Origin of the sequence: Streptomyces sp. CY-1, assembly GCF_047218265.1 — a bacterium.
Classification (GTDB): Bacteria; Actinomycetota; Actinomycetes; order Streptomycetales; family Streptomycetaceae; genus Streptomyces; species Streptomyces niphimycinicus.
This window is the reverse complement of sequence record NZ_CP178393.1, coordinates 9,736,843-9,753,609: the sequence shown is the minus strand read 5'-3', so window position 1 is coordinate 9,753,609 and position 16,767 is coordinate 9,736,843. Positions and strand designations below refer to the sequence as shown.

Annotated in this window: 13 protein-coding genes; 8 read left to right on the top strand and 5 right to left on the bottom strand. The window is 70.2% G+C overall.

Annotated elements, in window-relative coordinates; all coding sequences use genetic code 11:
• Window positions 1–48: 48 nt before the first annotated feature.
• Window positions 49–759 carry a FadR/GntR family transcriptional regulator gene (locus ACK1X7_RS42060; RefSeq protein WP_385141123.1) on the bottom strand — a complete coding sequence of 237 codons (711 nt, stop codon included), beginning with the start codon at window positions 757–759 and terminating at the stop codon, window positions 49–51.
• Window positions 760–991: 232 nt separating this feature from the next.
• Here ACK1X7_RS42060 and ACK1X7_RS42055 point away from each other — a divergent pair, with 232 nt between their 5' ends.
• Entirely contained in the window at window positions 992–2,263 is a 1,272-nt protein-coding gene (locus ACK1X7_RS42055) for an SLC13 family permease (RefSeq protein ID WP_385141120.1), read from the top strand.
• An 81-nt stretch (window positions 2,264–2,344) separates the two neighbouring features.
• Here the strand turns inward: ACK1X7_RS42055 and ACK1X7_RS42050 are convergent, their stop codons facing one another.
• The 3 genes from ACK1X7_RS42050 to ACK1X7_RS42040 form a co-directional block, all read right to left on the bottom strand.
• Window positions 2,345–4,759, bottom strand: a complete 2,415-nt coding sequence (locus ACK1X7_RS42050) for a glycoside hydrolase family 65 protein (protein WP_390794113.1) — start codon at window positions 4,757–4,759, stop codon at window positions 2,345–2,347.
• A gap of 92 nt (window positions 4,760–4,851) precedes the next feature.
• A complete protein-coding gene (locus tag ACK1X7_RS42045) occupies window positions 4,852–5,307 on the bottom strand; it encodes a lamin tail domain-containing protein (RefSeq protein WP_385141114.1) in 456 nt (151 codons plus the stop codon).
• A 291-nt stretch (window positions 5,308–5,598) separates the two neighbouring features.
• On the bottom strand, window positions 5,599–6,342 hold the full coding sequence (locus ACK1X7_RS42040; RefSeq protein WP_390794112.1) for an SDR family NAD(P)-dependent oxidoreductase: 744 nt from the start codon (window positions 6,340–6,342) through the stop codon (window positions 5,599–5,601).
• Window positions 6,343–6,594: 252 nt separating this feature from the next.
• Between ACK1X7_RS42040 and ACK1X7_RS42035 the strand changes: the two genes are divergently transcribed.
• The gene (locus tag ACK1X7_RS42035) at window positions 6,595–9,156 is read left to right on the top strand and encodes a PA14 domain-containing protein (RefSeq protein WP_385147896.1); all 2,562 of its coding nucleotides are present in this window, start codon (window positions 6,595–6,597) and stop codon (window positions 9,154–9,156) included.
• A gap of 57 nt (window positions 9,157–9,213) precedes the next feature.
• Here the strand turns inward: ACK1X7_RS42035 and ACK1X7_RS42030 are convergent, their stop codons facing one another.
• Window positions 9,214–9,879 carry a TetR/AcrR family transcriptional regulator gene (locus ACK1X7_RS42030; protein ID WP_361497019.1) on the bottom strand — a complete coding sequence of 222 codons (666 nt, stop codon included), beginning with the start codon at window positions 9,877–9,879 and terminating at the stop codon, window positions 9,214–9,216.
• A 315-nt stretch (window positions 9,880–10,194) separates the two neighbouring features.
• Here ACK1X7_RS42030 and ACK1X7_RS42025 point away from each other — a divergent pair, with 315 nt between their 5' ends.
• The 6 genes from ACK1X7_RS42025 (at window position 10,195) to ACK1X7_RS42000 (ending at window position 16,762) form a co-directional block, all read left to right on the top strand.
• Window positions 10,195–11,679 carry an MFS transporter gene (locus ACK1X7_RS42025; protein WP_385147899.1) on the top strand — a complete coding sequence of 495 codons (1,485 nt, stop codon included), beginning with the start codon at window positions 10,195–10,197 and terminating at the stop codon, window positions 11,677–11,679.
• Between the two features lie 397 nt (window positions 11,680–12,076).
• A complete protein-coding gene (locus ACK1X7_RS42020) occupies window positions 12,077–12,631 on the top strand; it encodes a GNAT family N-acetyltransferase (protein WP_390794110.1) in 555 nt (184 codons plus the stop codon).
• Between the two features lie 189 nt (window positions 12,632–12,820).
• Window positions 12,821–13,729, top strand: coding sequence for an amino acid ABC transporter permease (locus tag ACK1X7_RS42015; protein ID WP_413116506.1), 909 nt, complete (start codon window positions 12,821–12,823; stop codon window positions 13,727–13,729).
• Window positions 13,726–14,514, top strand: coding sequence for an amino acid ABC transporter ATP-binding protein (locus ACK1X7_RS42010; RefSeq protein WP_385147905.1), 789 nt, complete (start codon window positions 13,726–13,728; stop codon window positions 14,512–14,514). The genes ACK1X7_RS42015 and ACK1X7_RS42010 overlap by 4 nt, the downstream gene beginning before the upstream one ends.
• Window positions 14,511–15,764 carry a dipeptidase gene (locus ACK1X7_RS42005; protein ID WP_413116505.1) on the top strand — a complete coding sequence of 418 codons (1,254 nt, stop codon included), beginning with the start codon at window positions 14,511–14,513 and terminating at the stop codon, window positions 15,762–15,764. Before ACK1X7_RS42010 ends, ACK1X7_RS42005 begins: the two co-directional genes overlap by 4 nt.
• 53 nt (window positions 15,765–15,817) lie before the next feature.
• On the top strand, window positions 15,818–16,762 hold the full coding sequence (locus tag ACK1X7_RS42000) for a transporter substrate-binding domain-containing protein (RefSeq protein WP_385147911.1): 945 nt from the start codon (window positions 15,818–15,820) through the stop codon (window positions 16,760–16,762).
• Window positions 16,763–16,767: the final 5 nt, after the last annotated feature.

The window sequence follows — 16,767 nt, the reverse complement described above, 5'->3', positions numbered from 1 at the left end:
AGACCAAGACCGTGATCGGTCACACTCGGAACGGATACCCGCGCGGACTCATGGGGCGTCGTCCGGATTCCAGTTGAGCAGCCGCACCTGGGCGACGGTGCGGACATGGCGGCGCATGGCCGCGGCGGCGGCCCTGGGGCGGCGCTCGGCGATGGCGTCCAGGATGCTCTGGTGCTGACCGAGCGAACGCCTGGGGCGGCCGGGCTGACGCAGCGACTCCTCGCGGCTCTCGGCGATCTGGTCGGCGATGGAGCGCATGAACTCGCCGAGCAGCGGGCTGTGCGCGGCCGCGGTGACGGCGGCGTGGAAGCGGCGGTCGCCCTCGATGCCGTGGCGCCCGGACTCGATCTCGTCCTCCATCCAGATCAGGGCCTGCTGGAGGGCCATGAGGTCGTCGTCGGTGCGGCGCTCGGCGGCGAGTTCGGCCAGCTTGGTCTCCAGCGCCTCACGGGCGTCGAGCACATCGGGCAGCCTGCGGCGGCGCTCGACCAGCCGCTCGACGGGCTCGGTGTCGAGGCTGTCGCGCAGCAGGCACATACCGCCGCCCTGGCGCACCTCGACGAGCCCCTGCACCTCGAGTACGACGATGGCCTGTTTGACGGAGGCGCGGCTGATCCCGAGGCGCTGGGCCAGTTCGCGCTCGGTCGGCAGCCGGTCGCCCGCGCGCAGCCCGCCCTCCTCGACGTAGGCGCGCAGCCTCTCCAGCACCTGCTCGTACAGACGCTGACGGTTCATCGGTCGCAGCGCGTCCCCGGCCATACGGGCTCCCCCCATCGCGGTTTGTGATGGTCCCGATTCGCAGCGTAGCACCGGGTGGAGGGATGGTGCGGTGGTCTGACGGACCGGTGGAGCACTGGTCAATTGGCTGAGCCAATCTGCCACCGATGTCTTGACTGCCGAACCGCCCGGCCCCCAACGTGAGTCAGCCAGCAGGCCACTTGGCCCGACCGTCCCCGGTCCGCCGACCGGGTCCCCGTGACGGGAGCGCGCGATGTCCGACGAATTGATCTCGATACTCGTGCTGGTGGTGGTCTTCGTCATCGCCACCACTCGTTCGATCAACATGGGCGCCCTGTCCTTCGCCGCCGCCTTCGGCGTGGGCGAGCTGGTGGCCGACTTCAGCGCGGACCATATCTTCGCCGGGTTCCCGGGCGATCTGTTCGTGGTGCTGGTGGGGGTGACGTATCTGTTCGCCCTCGCCCGGGCGAATGGCACCACCGACTGGCTGGTGCACGCCTCGATCCGGCTGGTGGGCGGGCGGGTCGCGCTGATCCCCTGGGTGATGTTCGCGATCAGCGGGGTGCTGACCGCGATCGGGGCGGTGAGCCCGGCGGCGGTCGCGATCGTCGCTCCGCTCGCGCTCTCCTTCGCCGCGCGGTACCACATCAGCCCGCTGCTGATGGGCGCCATGGTGGTGCACGGCGCCCAGGGCGGCGGCTTCTCCCCGATCAGCATCTACGGCTCGATCGTCAACGGCATCGTGGACCGGGAGAAGCTGCCCGGCAACGAGGTCACGCTGTTTCTCGCGAGCCTGGTGGTCAACCTGATCATCGCCGCCGTCGTCTTCGTCGTCTGCGGCGGGCTGAAGCTCCCCCGGACCGCCGTCGCCGCCGGGGAGGCGCGGGAGGACGGGGCGGGTGAGGCCCCGGCGGAGGCGGAGGGCCGGCTCACCCCGGCCCGTATCGCCACGCTGAGCGCGCTGGTGGTGCTGGTGGTCGCGGTGCTCGCCTTCGATCTGGACGCCGGGCTCACCTCGATCACCCTCGCCGTGGCCCTGAGCGTCTTCTGGCCGGACCACGGCAAGAAGGCCGTCAACGAGGTCACCTGGCCCACTGTGCTGCTGATCTGCGGTGTGCTCACCTATGTCGGGGTGCTGGACGAGATGGGCACCATCGACTACGCGGGCAAGGCGGTCAGCGACATCGGGATTCCGCTGCTCGCCGCCCTGCTGCTCTGCTACATCGGCGCGATCGTCTCCGCCTTCGCCTCCTCGGTGGGCATCATGGGCGCGCTGATCCCGCTGGCCGTCCCCTTCCTGGCCCAGGGCGACATCGGCGCGGTGGGGATGATCGCGGCCCTCGCGGTGTCGGCGACCGTCGTCGATGTCAGCCCCTTCTCGACCAACGGGGCGCTGGTGCTGGCCAACGCGCCGGATGTGGACCGGGACCGGTTCTTCCGGCAACTGATGGTCTACGGCGGGATCATGGTGGTAGCGGTGCCCCCGGTCGTCTGGCTGGCGTTGGTGGTCCCCGGCCTCGGCTGAGCGGGCCGAAGGGAACTCCCATCCGGAGTTCAGCCCGCGGGTCGAGCGCGCGGGTCGAGCACGCGCGTTCAGCCCGGGGGCTCAGCCGGGCGGCAGCGGAACCCAGCGGGATTCCCCCGGGGCGACGGTCAGCGAGCGGTCGGCGAGCCGCACCTCGATCGGGGACTCCTCCGAGTCCGGCACGCTGATCCACAGCCTCCCGGCCCGCACCCGCAGGGCGACGCCCCAGTGGCCGCGATAGCGCACCGAGAACCGGTACTCCGACAGCCCGGACAGCTCGGGCAGCGGCACCGGGTCCAGCCACAGCGCGTCCTCGCGGGTCTCCAGCCCGGTCAGGCCGCGCTGCACCAGATCGAGGGTGCCGCCCATGGCGCCGAGGTGGATGCCCTCGCCGGTGGTGCCGCCCTGGACGTCCGCCACATCGCCGAGCAGCGCCTCCTGGAAGTGCCGCCACGCCTCGTCCCGGCGCGCCCGCACCAGCACCCAGCCGTGCACCAGCTCGCTGAGGGTCGAGCCATGGCTGGTCCGGGGCAGGTAGTACGCCACGGTGGCCTGCCAGACGTCGTCGTCCAGGACGTAGCCGAGCCGCCGGAAGAGGCCCGACAGCTCGGCGGGGGCGAAGAGGTAACCGAGCATCAGCGCGTCGGCCTGTTTGGAGACCTGATAGCGGTTGACGGAGTCGCCCTCGGACTCCAGGATCCGGTCCAGCCGGCGGATGTCGCCGTAGCGGGCGCGATAGCCGTCCCAGTCGAGTTCGGCCAGCTCCCCGTAGCCCTCGAACTGGCCGATGACTCCCCGGTGGAAGGGGACCAGCAGCCGCCGTGAGACGTCCTCCCAGCGCTCCGGCTCCGCGCGGTCCAGGCCCACCCGCTCGAACAGCTCGCGGCGGCGCGGCTCGGGCAGGGTACGGGCCAGCTCCAGGGCCCGGTCGAGCACCCAGGCGGCGGTGACGTTGGTGTACGCGTTGTCGTCGATCCCGGGGCGGTCGGTGCCGGGATAGCCGTCGTGATACTCGTCGGGCCCGACCACCCCGCGGATGCGGTACCGCCCGTGGTCCGGATCCATGACGGCGGTGTCCGCCCAGAAGCGGGCGATCTGCACCAGCATCTCGGCGCCCTTGGTGTACAGGAAGTCGGTGTCGCCGCTGGCCTGGCAGTACTGCCACACGTTGTACGCCACCGCCGAGCCCACATGGTGCTGGAGCCGGGAGTGGTCCGGCAGCCAGCGGCCGGAGCGCGGGTTCAGATGCAGCGTCTGGGTCTCCTCACGGCCGTCGCCGCCGCTCTGCCACGGGTACATCGCCCCGGCCCGCCCGGCGTCCGCGGCGGCGCGGCACGCCTGGGGCAGCCGCCGGTGACGGTAGTGCAGCAGGGCCCGGGACACCTCGGGGAAGTGCAGGTTCAGATACGACAGCACGAACAGCTCGTCCCAGAAGACATGGCCGCGGTACGCCTCGCCGTGGAGGCCGCGGGCCGGGACGCCCACGTCCAGTTCCGCGGTGTGCGGCGAGAGCGTCTGGAGGATGTGGAACAGATGCAGCCGCAGGATGTGGCCCGCCTCGCCGGGGACCTCCAGCGCCGCTTCGCGCCACAGGTGTTCCCAGGCGGTGTGGTGGGAGGCCAGCAGCTTCCCGAACTCCGGCGCCCGGGCCACTCCGTCGAGGGCGGCCTGGGTCGGATCGCTCATCGCGGGGTCCTTGGAGGTGTACACCGCCACGGTCTTCTCGACGATGACCGGGGCGTCCGGCCCGACCGGCACGGCCAGGGTGCGCACCGCCGCGCTCTCGGTGAGCCGCTGCCCGCTGCCGGTGGGCGCGCCGCGGACGGCCCGGGTACGCGCGGCCATGGCCACCCGTACCTCGGAGGTGGTGGTGCGGCAGCTCAGCCATACGGTCTCGGGGGCCGCGGAGCCGGTGCGCCGGTCGACGAGATGGCGGCCGGAGAGCGCGGCGTAGCGGGCCACGCCGGTGTTGGCCACGGCACCGTCGAGCCCCGACTCCAGCTCGACGGTGCCGGACCAGCCCTCGGCCCGGAAGGTGGTGCGCATCGCCGCCAGGTGCGGATCACCCATGTGGACGAGCCGCTCCTGGTCGACGTGGAGCACCCGGCCGTGCCGGTCGGTGTACCGCAGCCGCCGCAGGAGGGTGCCGTGCCGGAGGTCGAGGGTCTGCCGGTAGCCGGTCAGCTCGTCCCCGTCGGGTGTGAGCCAGCCGCCGGTGCCGACGGGCCGGTCCGGGTCGTGGACGCGGTAGCGCAGCGGCAGCCAGTTCGGCAGGTTGACCAGGTCCTCGTTCTGGACCTGCCGTCCGCCGACCACCGACGTCAGCCGGTTGTAGCAGCCCGCCACATAGGTGCCCGGGTAGTGCGTCTCATCGGCCGCCGCCTCGCAGGCCGCGCCCCGGGTGGCGAGATAGCCGTTGCCGAGCGTGCACAGCGACTCGCGCAGCCGCTCCTCGCCGGGCTCATAGCCCTCGTACTCCCACACCCAGTCCGCCACGGCCGCTCACCGGCTCTCCTCCCTCGACACCCCCATTGTCGTCCGGGCCGCGGGACTTCACCGGCTGCGCCGCGCCCCCGCGCGGCGGGCGCTCAGCAGATCTTGTAGTCGACCCGACTGCTGTTGTACGAGCAGGTGTCGACCGTGGAGCCGCCGGTCTTGCGGAGGGTGGCCTTGTCGGCGTCGTTGTTCCAGACGTACGCCCGGCGGTCCTGGTACTTGGTGGCCGAGGTGTCGGAGCCGGTGCCGGTCCGCACGGTCACGGTCTTGCCCGCGCCGAGGGTGTAGCTCGGGAAGGTGTACTTGTGGTTGCTCGCGTCGACGAGCACCCAGCCCTTGAGGCTGACCCCGCGTGAGGTGGAGTTCTTGATCTGGACGTACTCGCCGTTGAGGCTGGAGGTGCTCCCGTTGTCGGTGCCGGGCGAGTCGTAGTAGATCTTGGAAAGGTGTACGGAGCCCGCGGCACCGGCGGGCGTCGCCGGGTACAGCAGGGCGATCGCGCAGCCGGCGGCGAGTGCCGCGCCGATGCGGGCGGTGTATGCGGACATGAGGTCCCCCCTTGCGTGGTGCGTGGTGAAGCAGTGGTAACGCAGGACGGACGGGCGGCCGCGCCCGAAGATGGTTTGGAGTCAGCGAGCTGACTCCTTCGGTGCGGCCGTCCGTCCGTCTTCCCCCCACCTGTGTGGAGGACCAGATTGGACCACGGCTGAACGCGGCGGCAGGGCTGCGCGGCCCTTGCTCCAGGGCCGTATGGCCCTAGCGCGGATCGGATCCGCGCTGCCCTGGCGCGGATCCGATCCACGGCCCTGTCCGGCGGGGGCGCCGGGGGTGAGGCGGGGTCAGCGGCCGAACTGCGCGCCCCCGTTGATGTGCAGGACCTGCCCGGTGACGTACGCGGCCTCCGGGGAGGCCAGATAGCGGATGGCGGCCGCGATCTCGACGGGCGTCCCGGGCTGTCCGGTGAGCGTCTGCCCGATCTGCTGGGCGATGAACTCGGGCGTGCCGCGGTCGCCGAAGAACTCGGTGTCCTCGACATAGCCGGGAGCCACCGCGTTGGCGGTGATGCCCTCCGGGCCGAGCCGCTTGGCCAGCTCGAAGGTGTAGGTGTGCAGCGCGGCCTTGGTGCCGCCGTACGATCCGGGGCCGCGCAGCGCCGCGACCGAGGACAGATGGACGATCCGGCCGCCGGGCCGGGTGAGGTGGGGCAGCAGCGCCTCGGTGAGCAGTACGGCGGTCAGCACGTTGGCCGCGAAGTTCCGCTGGTACTGGTCGGCGATGCCTTCGAGGGTGCCGTCGTTGGAGGCCGCGACATTGCCTCCGGCGTTGGTGACGACCACGTCCACCCCACCGTCCGCCGCGATGAACTCGGCGGCGCGCCGGGTCTGCCCCGGGTCGCTGAGGTCCGCACTGGTCCAGGTGACCAGGTCGGGGCCGTAGGCGGCGTTGAGCTTGTCCGCCGCCGTGCGCAGCACCTCGGCGCGGCGCCCGAGAATGACCACCCGGTCCCCTTCGGCGGCGAAGGTCTCCGCGGCCGCCAGTCCTATGCCGGTACCGCCGCCCGACACCACGATCCGTCGCCCCATCACGGGCCTCCTCTGTGCAGCTTATTGAATTCCAGTCACATCTATGAATCGCACGCTAGGAAGAAAGCGCATTCCCGTCAAGGCTCAGTACCCAACAGGCAGGCTGTTGCCTTGCGTTCACTATTGACAGGTTCTGTTGGGGATGGCGCAATGGCGGCGCCCCACTTGTCCCAGCAGCAGCCTCAGTAGCTGTTCCAGCAAGGAGGACATGTGCGTTTTCGTTCATCTTTCGCCAGATCCGTGGTCGCGACCGTGACCTTGGCGCTTGGCGCGCTCGGTCTGCTGACCGGTCCAGGTCCGGCCGCGGCCGACACCCGCTCCGACGACTCCCCGGTCGTCCACGGCCTCCGCGGCGACTACTACCTCCAGTCCGCCTCGGGGGCCTTCGACTTCCACGAGCTGAAGGCCACCAGCCTCGACACCGCCCTGGACTTCGACAATCTGGAGCCGCGGCTGCAAGCCACCACCGGACGGTCCGACGACGTCAGCGTCCGCTGGACCGGCCAGATCACACCGGAGCGCTCCGGTGCGCACACCTTCTCGATCACCGGCGACAACGGCTTCCGGCTGTGGATCGACGGCAAACCGGTCATCGACCACTGGGTGGACGACTGGGACAAGGAGCAGACCTCCCAGCCCGTCGAGCTCACCGCGGGCAAGGCGTACGACATCAAGGTCGAGTACTTCGAGCACTACGGCGGCTCCAACCTCCATCTGTCCTGGACCCCGCCGGGCGCGGCCAAGGCGCCCGTGCCCGCGTCCGCCTTCCGGCTGCCCGCCGACTTCGACTACGACGGCCCCCTGACCAGCGCCGTCCGGCCCGACGGCCGCACCCTGCTGCTGGACTTCGCCCAGCCCCTGACCACTCCCCCGGCCGATCTGACGTCACATCTGACCGCCGTCATCGGCGGCGCGGCCTGGCCGCTCGGGCGCGCCCGGCTGGACGCCTCCGACCCGTCCAAGCTGCTGCTCGCCCTGAAGGAGCCGGTGGTCGGCCGCGGCGGCGAGGCCGTTGTGCGCTATGACGGCGAGGGCGGCCTGGAGGACGGCGACGGCGCCATCGAGCCGTATGTGTCCTTCGGCGGCAACACATCGACGTATCAGCTCAGCACCCCCTGGGCCAAGGACGTCGGCCCGGACAACGCCCACCCCGAGTACCCGCGCCCCCAGCTCACCCGCGATCAGTGGCGCAACCTCAACGGCGACTGGCAGTTCGCCGCCGCGAAGGAGGGCGAGAAGCCGCCCGTCGGGCAGCGGCTCAAGGAGCGGATCCTGGTGCCGTACCCGGTGGAGTCCAAGCTCTCCGGTGTGGAGCGCCATGAGGACCGCATGTGGTACCGGCGGACGTTCACCGTGCCGGCCGACTGGAAGGTCGGCGACGCGAAGCGGCTGCGGCTGAACTTCGACGCCGTCGACTGGCAGGCCGAGGTGTACGTCAACGGCACCCGGGTGGCCGACCACCGCGGCGGCTACGACCGGTTCAGCGCCGATGTCACCGACGCCCTGCGGCCGGGCCGCACCCAGGAGCTGATCGTCGGCGTCTACGACCCGACGGACGCGGCCGACGGCGAGAACCCGCCGATGGGCAAGCAGCGCCTCGACCCCAGCGGCATCTTCTACACCCCCTCCTCCGGCATCTGGCAGACCGTCTGGATGGAGCCGGTCGCCACCGACCACGTGGACACGCTCAAGCTGACCCCGGACGTCCCCGGCCAGGCCCTCACCGCCGAGGTCCGCGGGGTGCGGGACGGTGTCCCGGTCACCGCGACCGCCTACGACGGACGGCGCGTGGTCGGCACCGCCACCGGGCGCACCGGGAAGCCGCTGACCGTCCCCGTGCCCTCGCCGCATCTGTGGTCCCCCGACGATCCGCATCTGTACCAGCTCAAGGTCACGGTCGGCCGGGGCGCCTCGGCGGACCGGGTGGAGAGCTACTTCGGCATGCGGAGCATCGCCGTCAAGGAGGTGGACGGCAAGCGGCGCACGGTGCTCAACGGAAAGCCGATCTTCTCCATGGCCACCCTCGACCAGGGGTTCTGGCCGGACGGCCTGCACACCGCGCCGACCGACGAGGCCCTCGCGTACGACCTGAAGATGCATAAGCGCATGGGCTTCAACTCGGTGCGCAAGCACATCAAGGTCGAGCCCGACCGCTGGTACTACTGGGCCGACCGGCTGGGCCTGATGGTGTGGCAGGACATGCCCGCCATGAACACGGTCACCCCGTCGGAGAAGGCGCAGGCGCAGTACGAGCACGAGATGAAGCGGATGATCGACCAGCACATCAGCAGTCCGTCGATCGCCATCTGGGTCACCTTCAACGAGAGCTGGGGCCAGTACGGCGGCCCGAAGGTGCCCGAGCTCGCCAAGGGCTGGGACCCCACCCGGCTCATCGACGGCGCCAGCGGCTGGAACGACACCGGCAACGGCGACCTCGCCGATATCCACGCCTATCCGGGACCGGGCGATCCGCGCCCCGACGCCTCACGGGCGGGCGTCACCGGTGAGTACGGCGGGCTGGGCCTGGCCATACCGGGCCATGCCTGGCCGGTGCAGCACACCTATGTCGGCGTCGACAAGGACCAGTACACCGAGGAGTATCTGAAGCTGCTGGACAAGGTGCGCGAACTGGTGGCGTGCAACGGCAGCAGCGGGGCCGTCTACACCCAGATCACGGATGTGGAGGGCGAGCTCAACGGGCTGCTCACCTATGACCGCAAGGAGATCAAGCCCGATGTGGAGCGGCTGCGCCGGGCCCATCGGGCGCTGATCCGCGACGCGGCGGACCCGGCGTCCATGGAGTGCACCACCTAGGCACACGGCTCGGCCATGGCGATGACCCGTTCCGGGGCGTGACGGCCCCGGGGCGGGTCATTCCGTCGCCAGCGCCTCGATGGCGGCGACCGTACGGTCCACCACCACGTCGTACAGCCTGCTCTGCGCCCGCGGCAGCCTCGACAGCAGCGGGGCGACCGCTTCCCGCTCCTCCTGGGGGTAGCGGGCCAGCGCCTCGCTCAGTGCGTCCAGCTTGCGGGCGGAGACGGGGCCGCGGTGGGTCTCGTAGACCGCGTGGCCGATGACGGTGGATCCGATGAGGGTCACGGCCAGCGCGAGATCGTCCTCGGTCAGCCGCAGGGGGCGCAGCATCCGGGTCAGGGTCACCAGGGAGGAGATCCGGGCGGGCTGCTGGGTGGCGGCCATATAGGGGAGCAACTGGCGGTGGGGCAGCAGATAGTCGCGGCTGCTGTGCATCCAGGAGCGCAGCCGCTCCTGCCAGGTCTCCCCCGGCGGGTCCTTGTGCTGGGTCTCGGCCAGGACCCGGTCGGCCACCGCCTGGAGGAGATCGTCGCGGTCGGGGAAGTAGCGGTAGAGCGCCATGGGGGCGGAACCGACCGCCTCGGCGACCTTTTTGACGGTCAGCGCGACCTCCGGCTCGCGGAGCGCCAGCTCCGCGGCGCTGCGGACGATCTGCTCGCGCGACAGGCGGGGCGGGCGCCCACGTCCCCTGCGGACGGTCCCCTCCGCGGTCCCGGCCATCCGGTGTCCTTTCGCTCGCCCCCGTCGTGCCAGGCCCCAGGCTACGCAAGTCGACTCGGGTGCCGCTCGTGGCCGTCCGGCGCCTTGACCGCGGCCTCTTGAACGCCGCCTCGCGCCATGACCGCATCCGACCTGCCCGTGGACATCGTGCGCGCCCGTCGCCACGGCATCGCCGATCCGACGAGGCGGACCGGCCGGTGCCGCCGAGCCGACGGGCGAGAGCGGCGGCTATATTTGACGTACCAGTTACACAAATTTATGCGACACTGCTGCCGCACCTGACGTGGATCGGCCGCGCCCCGACGAAGGACCACCGTGACTTCCTTACCTCCGACCCCCGATGCCTCCGAAGCGGCGACGACCGCCCACCCGCCGCGCTCCGGACCGGTGGTCGCCGTCCTGGCGTTCGGCGGAATCGTCGTCTCCCTGATGCAGACCCTCGTCGTGCCGCTGATCCCCGATCTCCCGGGACTGCTGCACACCTCGGCCTCGGACGCCTCCTGGGCGATCACCGCCACCCTGCTCGCCGGCGCCGTGGCCACCCCCGTACTGGGGCGGCTCGGCGATATGTACGGCAAGCGGCGGACGCTGCTGCTCAGCCTGACGATGCTGGTGGTCGGATCGGTGGTGTGCGCGCTCTCCGACGCCCTCGCGCCCATGATCGTCGGCCGTGCGCTCCAGGGCTTCTCCGCGGGCGTGATCCCGCTGGGCATCAGCATCATGCGGGACGAGCTGCCCGCCGAACGGCTCGGCTCGGCGATGGCCCTGATGAGCTCCTCGCTGGGCGTCGGCGGTGCCCTCGGCCTGCCCGGCGCCGCGGCGCTGGCCGAACACGCCGACTGGCATGTGCTGTTCTGGGTCTCGGCGAGCCTGGGCGTGGTGGTGATCGCGCTGGTGCTGGCGCTCGTACCGGAGTCCCCGGTGCGCGGCGGCGGGCGGTTCGACCTGGTGGGCGCCATCGGGCTGTCGGCCGGGCTGCTCTGCCTGCTGCTGGCCATCTCCAAGGGCGCCGACTGGGGCTGGGGCAGCACGACCACCATCGGGCTGTTCGGCGGCGCGGTGGTCGTGCTGCTGCTGTGGAGCCGGTGGGAGCTGCGGGTGACCGGGCCGCTGGTGGATCTGCGCACCACCGTCCGGCGTCAGGTTCTGCTCACCAATCTGGCCTCCATCGTCATCGGCTTCGCGATGTTCGGGATGTCGCTGGTGCTGCCGCAACTGCTTCAGATGCCCGAGGCGACCGGGTACGGGCTGGGCCAGTCGATGATGACCGCCGGTCTGTGCCTGGGCCCGTCCGGTCTGGTGATGATGGCCATCTCACCGCTGTCGGCGCGGATCACGGCCACCTGGGGCCCCAAGGTGTCGCTGATGCTCGGCGCGGGAGTGATCGCCGTCGGGTACGGCATGGGCGTCTTCCTGATGGACGCCGCCTGGCAGGTCGTGATCATCTCGTGTGTGATCGGCGCCGGGATCGGCCTCGCGTACTCGGCCATGCCCGCGCTGATCATGTCGGCGGTGCCGGTGTCCGAGACGGGCGCGGCCAACGGCCTCAACACCCTGATGCGGTCCATCGGCACCTCGACCGCCAGTGCCGTGGTGGGCGTCGTCCTCGCCCATATGACCACCGCGTTCGGGCCCACCGAGGTCCCGTCCCTGAACGGCTTCCGCACCGCCTTCGTGATCGGCGGCGGCGCCGCGCTGGTGGCGCTCGCGGTCGCCTCGCTGCTGCCGGGCCGCGGTCCGGACCGGCTCACGGCACCCTCGGAGCGGTCCGGCACACCGCAGCCGGTGGCAGGCCGCTGACCCAGGGCCGACGACAGCCGCCCGTATCCCCCTTCCGCCACGCGGGCGGGGGATACGGGCGGCTGTCGTGGCGGGGGCGCATACGGGCCATCATGTGGACAGCGGTTGACGGAACGGGCCCGCGCGGGGCTGAATGATGCGGGTGAGGACTGAGCTGCCCCTGGTCACACGCGACCACATCGACTTCGGTCGGGTGTGGTCCGCCTCCTGTTCCGGCTGACCCGGCAGCGGGCCGTCCCACCGGCCGCCCTCCTTTGATCTCAGACTCTTCTGATCCCAGGGCCCTCGTCTGCCATTTCCGCGGCTGACGCGCCATCACCCGGCGAACCGCCATGTTCCGGTTCCGGGGCGCTTCTCCCCTGTCTCGCCATGTCTCCGCTTCCCGAAAGGTCACCCCATGTCCGTGGAGTTCCTCGGCACCGCCGCCACCGACGACGGCTCGCAGCCCGGTCCGCGCTCCGGCGCGCCCTTCGCGGCCGAACCCGCGCCCCGGCTGACGGTGGCCCGGGTGACGGTGGACGATCCGCGGGTCGAGCCGCTGCTGGCCGAGCTGGCGTACGAGTACTCCACCCGTTACGGCAGGTCGGCCGATCGTGAGCTGAACCGCTATCCGGCCGAGGAGTTCGCCCCGCCGCACGGGGAGCTGCTTCTGCTGCTGGAGGACGGTGAGCCGGTCGCCGGTGGTGCGTACCGGCGGTATGACGGGCGGACGGCGGAGCTCAAGCGGATCTGGACGCACTCGGGCCACCGGCGGCGCGGGCTGGCCCGCCGGGTGGTGGCGGAGTTGGAGCGGTCGGCCGCCGAACGCGGCTACCGCCGGGTCTACCTCACCACCGGGCCCCGCCAGCCGGAGGCGCGCGGACTGTATCTGGCCACCGGCTACACCCCGCTGTTCGATATCTCGGCCGACCCGGAGACCATCGGCCCGCTGCCCTTCGAAAAGGCGCTGTAGGCCCGGCGGAGCCCGGTCCACCGACACCCGTCCGTCCGCCTGTCCGTCCGCCCACTCGGCCGCTCCGGGCGGACGGGCACATTCCCCCGTTTACGGTTGACCGTTCTGTGTCAACTGTTGGTGAACGCCCGCACGTGCGGTTTTAGGATGCGGTAATTCTGCCGCGACCCGACCGTCCGAAGGCACACCATGACCAAAGTCCCGAACGTCGATGCACTACCCGAGCCAACCGTGCTCACACGCGCGAAGCGACGGCGTCCCGGACTTCTGGTGGCCAATGCGATCGTGCTGGTACTGGCCGCGATGGCGGTCACCACGATATTCACCAACCCTCGTTTCGAGTGGAACACCGTCGCGAAATACTTCTTTGAAATCCGGGTACTGAAGGGCATCGGGGTCAGCATTGGAATGACCGCGGTGACCATGGCGATTTCACTGGTTACCGGCACCCTGGTCGCTCTTATGCGGATGGGCGACTCCCGGCTCATGTCCACGGTCGCCGCGGCGTTTATCTGGGTTTTCCGCAGCATTCCCATGCTGGTGCAACTGCTGTTCTGGTACAACCTCGCCGCGCTGTTTCCGACACTGTCCCTCGGCATTCCCTGGGGGCCGCGTTTCATCACCTTCGACTCGAACGACGTCATCGGTCCGCTGACCGCCGCGATCATCGGCCTGACCCTCCATGAGACCGCGTACATCGCGGAGTTGATCCGTTCGGGGCTGCTCGCGGTGCCCGAGGGACAACATCAGGCGGCGTCCGCGCTGGGGTTGACGCCGACTCAGATCTTCTTCCGTATCACCCTCCCCCAGGCGCTGCGGGTCATCGTCCCGCCGATGGGAAATGAGCTGATATCTCTCCTCAAGGCCACCTCCCTCGTCAGCGTGATCACCCTGGCTGACCTGCTCTACTCGGTCCAGCTCATTTACGCCAAGAACTTCCAGACCGTTCCGCTGTTGATCGTGGCCGCCATTTGGTACATGATCATCACTGGCGTCATCACTCTTCTACAGCAGCGCCTGGAGCGACGTCTGGGACGGCACACCCTGATTTCGGCCGACAAGGCCGGGAAAGTGAAGAGGATCGAGCACTCGGTATGACCGTGGCATCGGAAAAGCAATCGCAGGCGGTCGTCTCCCTGCGTGGGATCCGTAAGTCGTTCCGTGGCACCGAGGTGTTGCACGGTATCTCCCTGGATATCCACCGAGGTGAGACGGTCTGTCTGATCGGTCCCTCCGGATCCGGAAAGAGCACGCTGCTGCGCTGCGTCAATCACCTCGAGGTGCCGGACCAGGGCGTGGTGGTGGTCGACGGCAGCGTCATCGGCTACCAGTTGCGCGGCCGCACCCTGCATGAGCTGGGCTCCCGGGAGCTGGCCGCCCAGCGCTCGGCGATGGGCATGGTGTTCCAGAGCTTCAATCTGTTCCCGCATCTGACCGCCCGCGAGAACATCGTGGAGGCCCCGCGCCGGGTGCTCGGGCTCTCCAAGTCCCAAGCCGACAAGCGGGCCGTGGAGCTGATGACCCGGGTCGGGCTCGCCCACAAGCTGGACAGCTTCCCGGACAAGCTCTCCGGCGGCCAGCAGCAGCGGGTGGCCATCGCCCGCGCCCTGGCGATGCGCCCCAAGGTGATGCTCTTCGACGAGCCGACCTCCGCCCTCGACCCCGAGATGGTGCAGGAGGTGCTCAGCGTCATCAGGGACCTGGCCCGCGAGGGCATGACGCTGGTCGTCGTCACCCATGAGATGCGCTTCGCCGCCGATATCGCTGACCGGATCGTTTTCATGGACGACGGCCGGATCGTCGAAGAAGGTGCCCCTGACCAGTTGCTGCGCACTCCCGCACACGACCGCACCCGTACGTTCCTGTCGAAGGTCAGCCCATGAGCACCGAACTTCCCCTGCCCGCCAAGACTCTCCGGCGCCTGGAGCTGTGGGACTCCTACCGCTCCTACCAGTACCTGGAGGCCGGGGAGGACTTCCGCGCCTTCGAGCTGGCGCCCGCGCTCGGCCGGGTCCCCGGGTCCGCGCTGGAGTGGAGCGAGGACGTCGAGGTCCGTGCGCGGGACTTCGAGGAGCGCCATCCGGTGATCTCCGCGCATGACCATCTCTCGCTGCGCCCCGCGGATCCGGGCGACTTCGCCGCCTACCGCCGCCAGGGCCGGGAGTCGATCCCCTACGAGGGCATCGCCCACTCGGGGGTCGACCTGTTCTTCGACGGCGGCCCGGCCGCGGTGAGCATGATCCGCTCACATGCCCCCTGGGACTGGGACGACGCGGTCGCCGATCTGGCCATGCGCCAGGCGGATCTCGCCCATCAGCGGCTGGTGACGCCCGTCCGTACGCTCGAGGAGGCCGACCGGGCGCGGGCCGGCGATCAGGTGGGCGTGGTGCTGACCCTGGAGTCCGCCTCCCCCATCGGCAATGACATCGACCGGCTCGATCTGCTCTACGGTCTGGGCGTCCGCCTGCTCGGCCTGGTCTACAGCGAGAGCAATCAGCTCGGTTCGGGGCTCGCCGACACCGGTGACACCGGTCTGACCCTGCTCGGCCGCCGGGCGCTGCGCCGGATGAACGACCTCGGGATCATCGTCGATGTCTCGCACAGCGGGGACGCGACGGCCCTGGACGCCGTGCGCCGCTCCGCCGCGCCCGTGGTGATCACCCATGCCGGGTCCCGGGCGCTGTGGCCCACCCCGCGGATGAAGCCGGACGATGTGATCCGGGCCTGCGCCGGGTCCGGCGGGTTCATCGGCGTCGAGGCGGCGCCGCATACGACCATCACCGCCCAGCACCCCCGGCACAGCCTGGACTCGGTGATGGAGCACATCGAGCGCTGTATCGATCTGGTCGGCATCGACCATGTGGCCTTCGGCCCGGACACCAACTTCGGCGATCACACCGCCTGGCACCGGACGTTCGCCCCGCTCTTCGGCAAGGACGACGCGCACGACGGCAAGGCCCCCGAACTGCCGCCGCACGAGGAGGTCGCGTATGTACGCGGCTGCGAGAACCCCGCGGAGGCCGTCGGCAACATGATCCGGTGGCTGTTCGAGCGGGGCTACTCCGAACCGGACGTGGGAAAGCTGGCCGGGGGCAACGTACGGCGCGTCGCCGAGACCGTCTGGGGCCGCTGACCGGTCCCGTTCTTCCGCATCCGCCACCCCCCATCTCCTGGAATGGAGCACCCATGCGCAACCGTCCCCATGTCGCCGCATGTGCCCTGCTGGCCTCCCTGACCCTGACCCTGTCCGCCTGCTCGGTGGACGACACCCCCGGCGACGGCAAGGCCAAGCGGAGCCATCCGGCGGCCACGCTCGCCCCCGAGCCCAAGGACAGTGCGCTGGCGGCCGAGGTGCCCGAGGAGTACACCAAGAAGACACTGATCATGGGTGTCAGCGAGTACGCGCCGTATGTCACCTTCGAGTCCGACGGGAAGATCACCGGGCTGGTCCCCGAACTGGCCGCGCAGCTCTCCTCGTTGCTCGATGTGAAGATCAAGGTGGAGCGGACCAACTTCGACGCGGTGATCCCGGGGCTGAAGTCCGGCCGGATCGACCTCAGCGCCCCCTCCGGTGACTTCATCGAGCGTCAGAAGGAGGTCGACTTCGCCGACTTCGCGCAGAGCAGTGTGACGCTGTTGGTGCTGGGGGACGGCTCCTTCCGCCCCAAGACCGGTCTCGAGGTCTGCGGGCACAAGGTCGGCGTCGAGAAGGGCGCCGGAACGCAGAACGTGCTCGCCGCGCAGAACAAGCGGTGTGCCGCCAAGGGCAAGCCGTCGGTGGACGCGAAGCTCTACACCGATCTGCCCGCCGCCTCGCTGGCGCTCCAGAGCAAGCGCGTGGACGCGGTCGCCGCGCCCAGCGCCTCCAACACCTCGGCCAGCCAGAACGCGCAGGACCGCTTCGAGACGCTCGAGATCAAGGACATGATGGACCTGCCCGCCGCGTCCGCCATCTACGGCATCCAGGCCAAGAAGGGCACCGGGCTAGCCTCCGTGATCGTCAAGGGGCTTCGGAAGATGTACGAATCGGGCACCTACGCCAAGCTCTTCGGCCAGTGGGGGCTGCCGCTGTCCACGGTCACCCGGTCCCAGCTCGCCCTCAACGGCTCCAAGCAATCCCAGACCCAGTGAGATCT

Coding starts and splice junctions, on each gene's coding strand:
- ACK1X7_RS42055 (WP_385141120.1), top strand. CDS start 992: ATGTCCGACGAATTGATCTCGATACTCGTGCTGGTGGTGGTCTTCGTC.
- ACK1X7_RS42000 (WP_385147911.1), top strand. CDS start 15,818: ATGCGCAACCGTCCCCATGTCGCCGCATGTGCCCTGCTGGCCTCCCTG.
- ACK1X7_RS42015 (WP_413116506.1), top strand. CDS start 12,821: ATGACCAAAGTCCCGAACGTCGATGCACTACCCGAGCCAACCGTGCTC.
- ACK1X7_RS42045 (WP_385141114.1), bottom strand. CDS start 5,307: ATGTCCGCATACACCGCCCGCATCGGCGCGGCACTCGCCGCCGGCTGC.
- ACK1X7_RS42060 (WP_385141123.1), bottom strand. CDS start 759: ATGGCCGGGGACGCGCTGCGACCGATGAACCGTCAGCGTCTGTACGAG.
- ACK1X7_RS42005 (WP_413116505.1), top strand. CDS start 14,511: ATGAGCACCGAACTTCCCCTGCCCGCCAAGACTCTCCGGCGCCTGGAG.
- ACK1X7_RS42040 (WP_390794112.1), bottom strand. CDS start 6,342: ATGGGGCGACGGATCGTGGTGTCGGGCGGCGGTACCGGCATAGGACTG.
- ACK1X7_RS42010 (WP_385147905.1), top strand. CDS start 13,726: ATGACCGTGGCATCGGAAAAGCAATCGCAGGCGGTCGTCTCCCTGCGT.
- ACK1X7_RS42030 (WP_361497019.1), bottom strand. CDS start 9,879: ATGGCCGGGACCGCGGAGGGGACCGTCCGCAGGGGACGTGGGCGCCCG.
- ACK1X7_RS42020 (WP_390794110.1), top strand. CDS start 12,077: ATGTCCGTGGAGTTCCTCGGCACCGCCGCCACCGACGACGGCTCGCAG.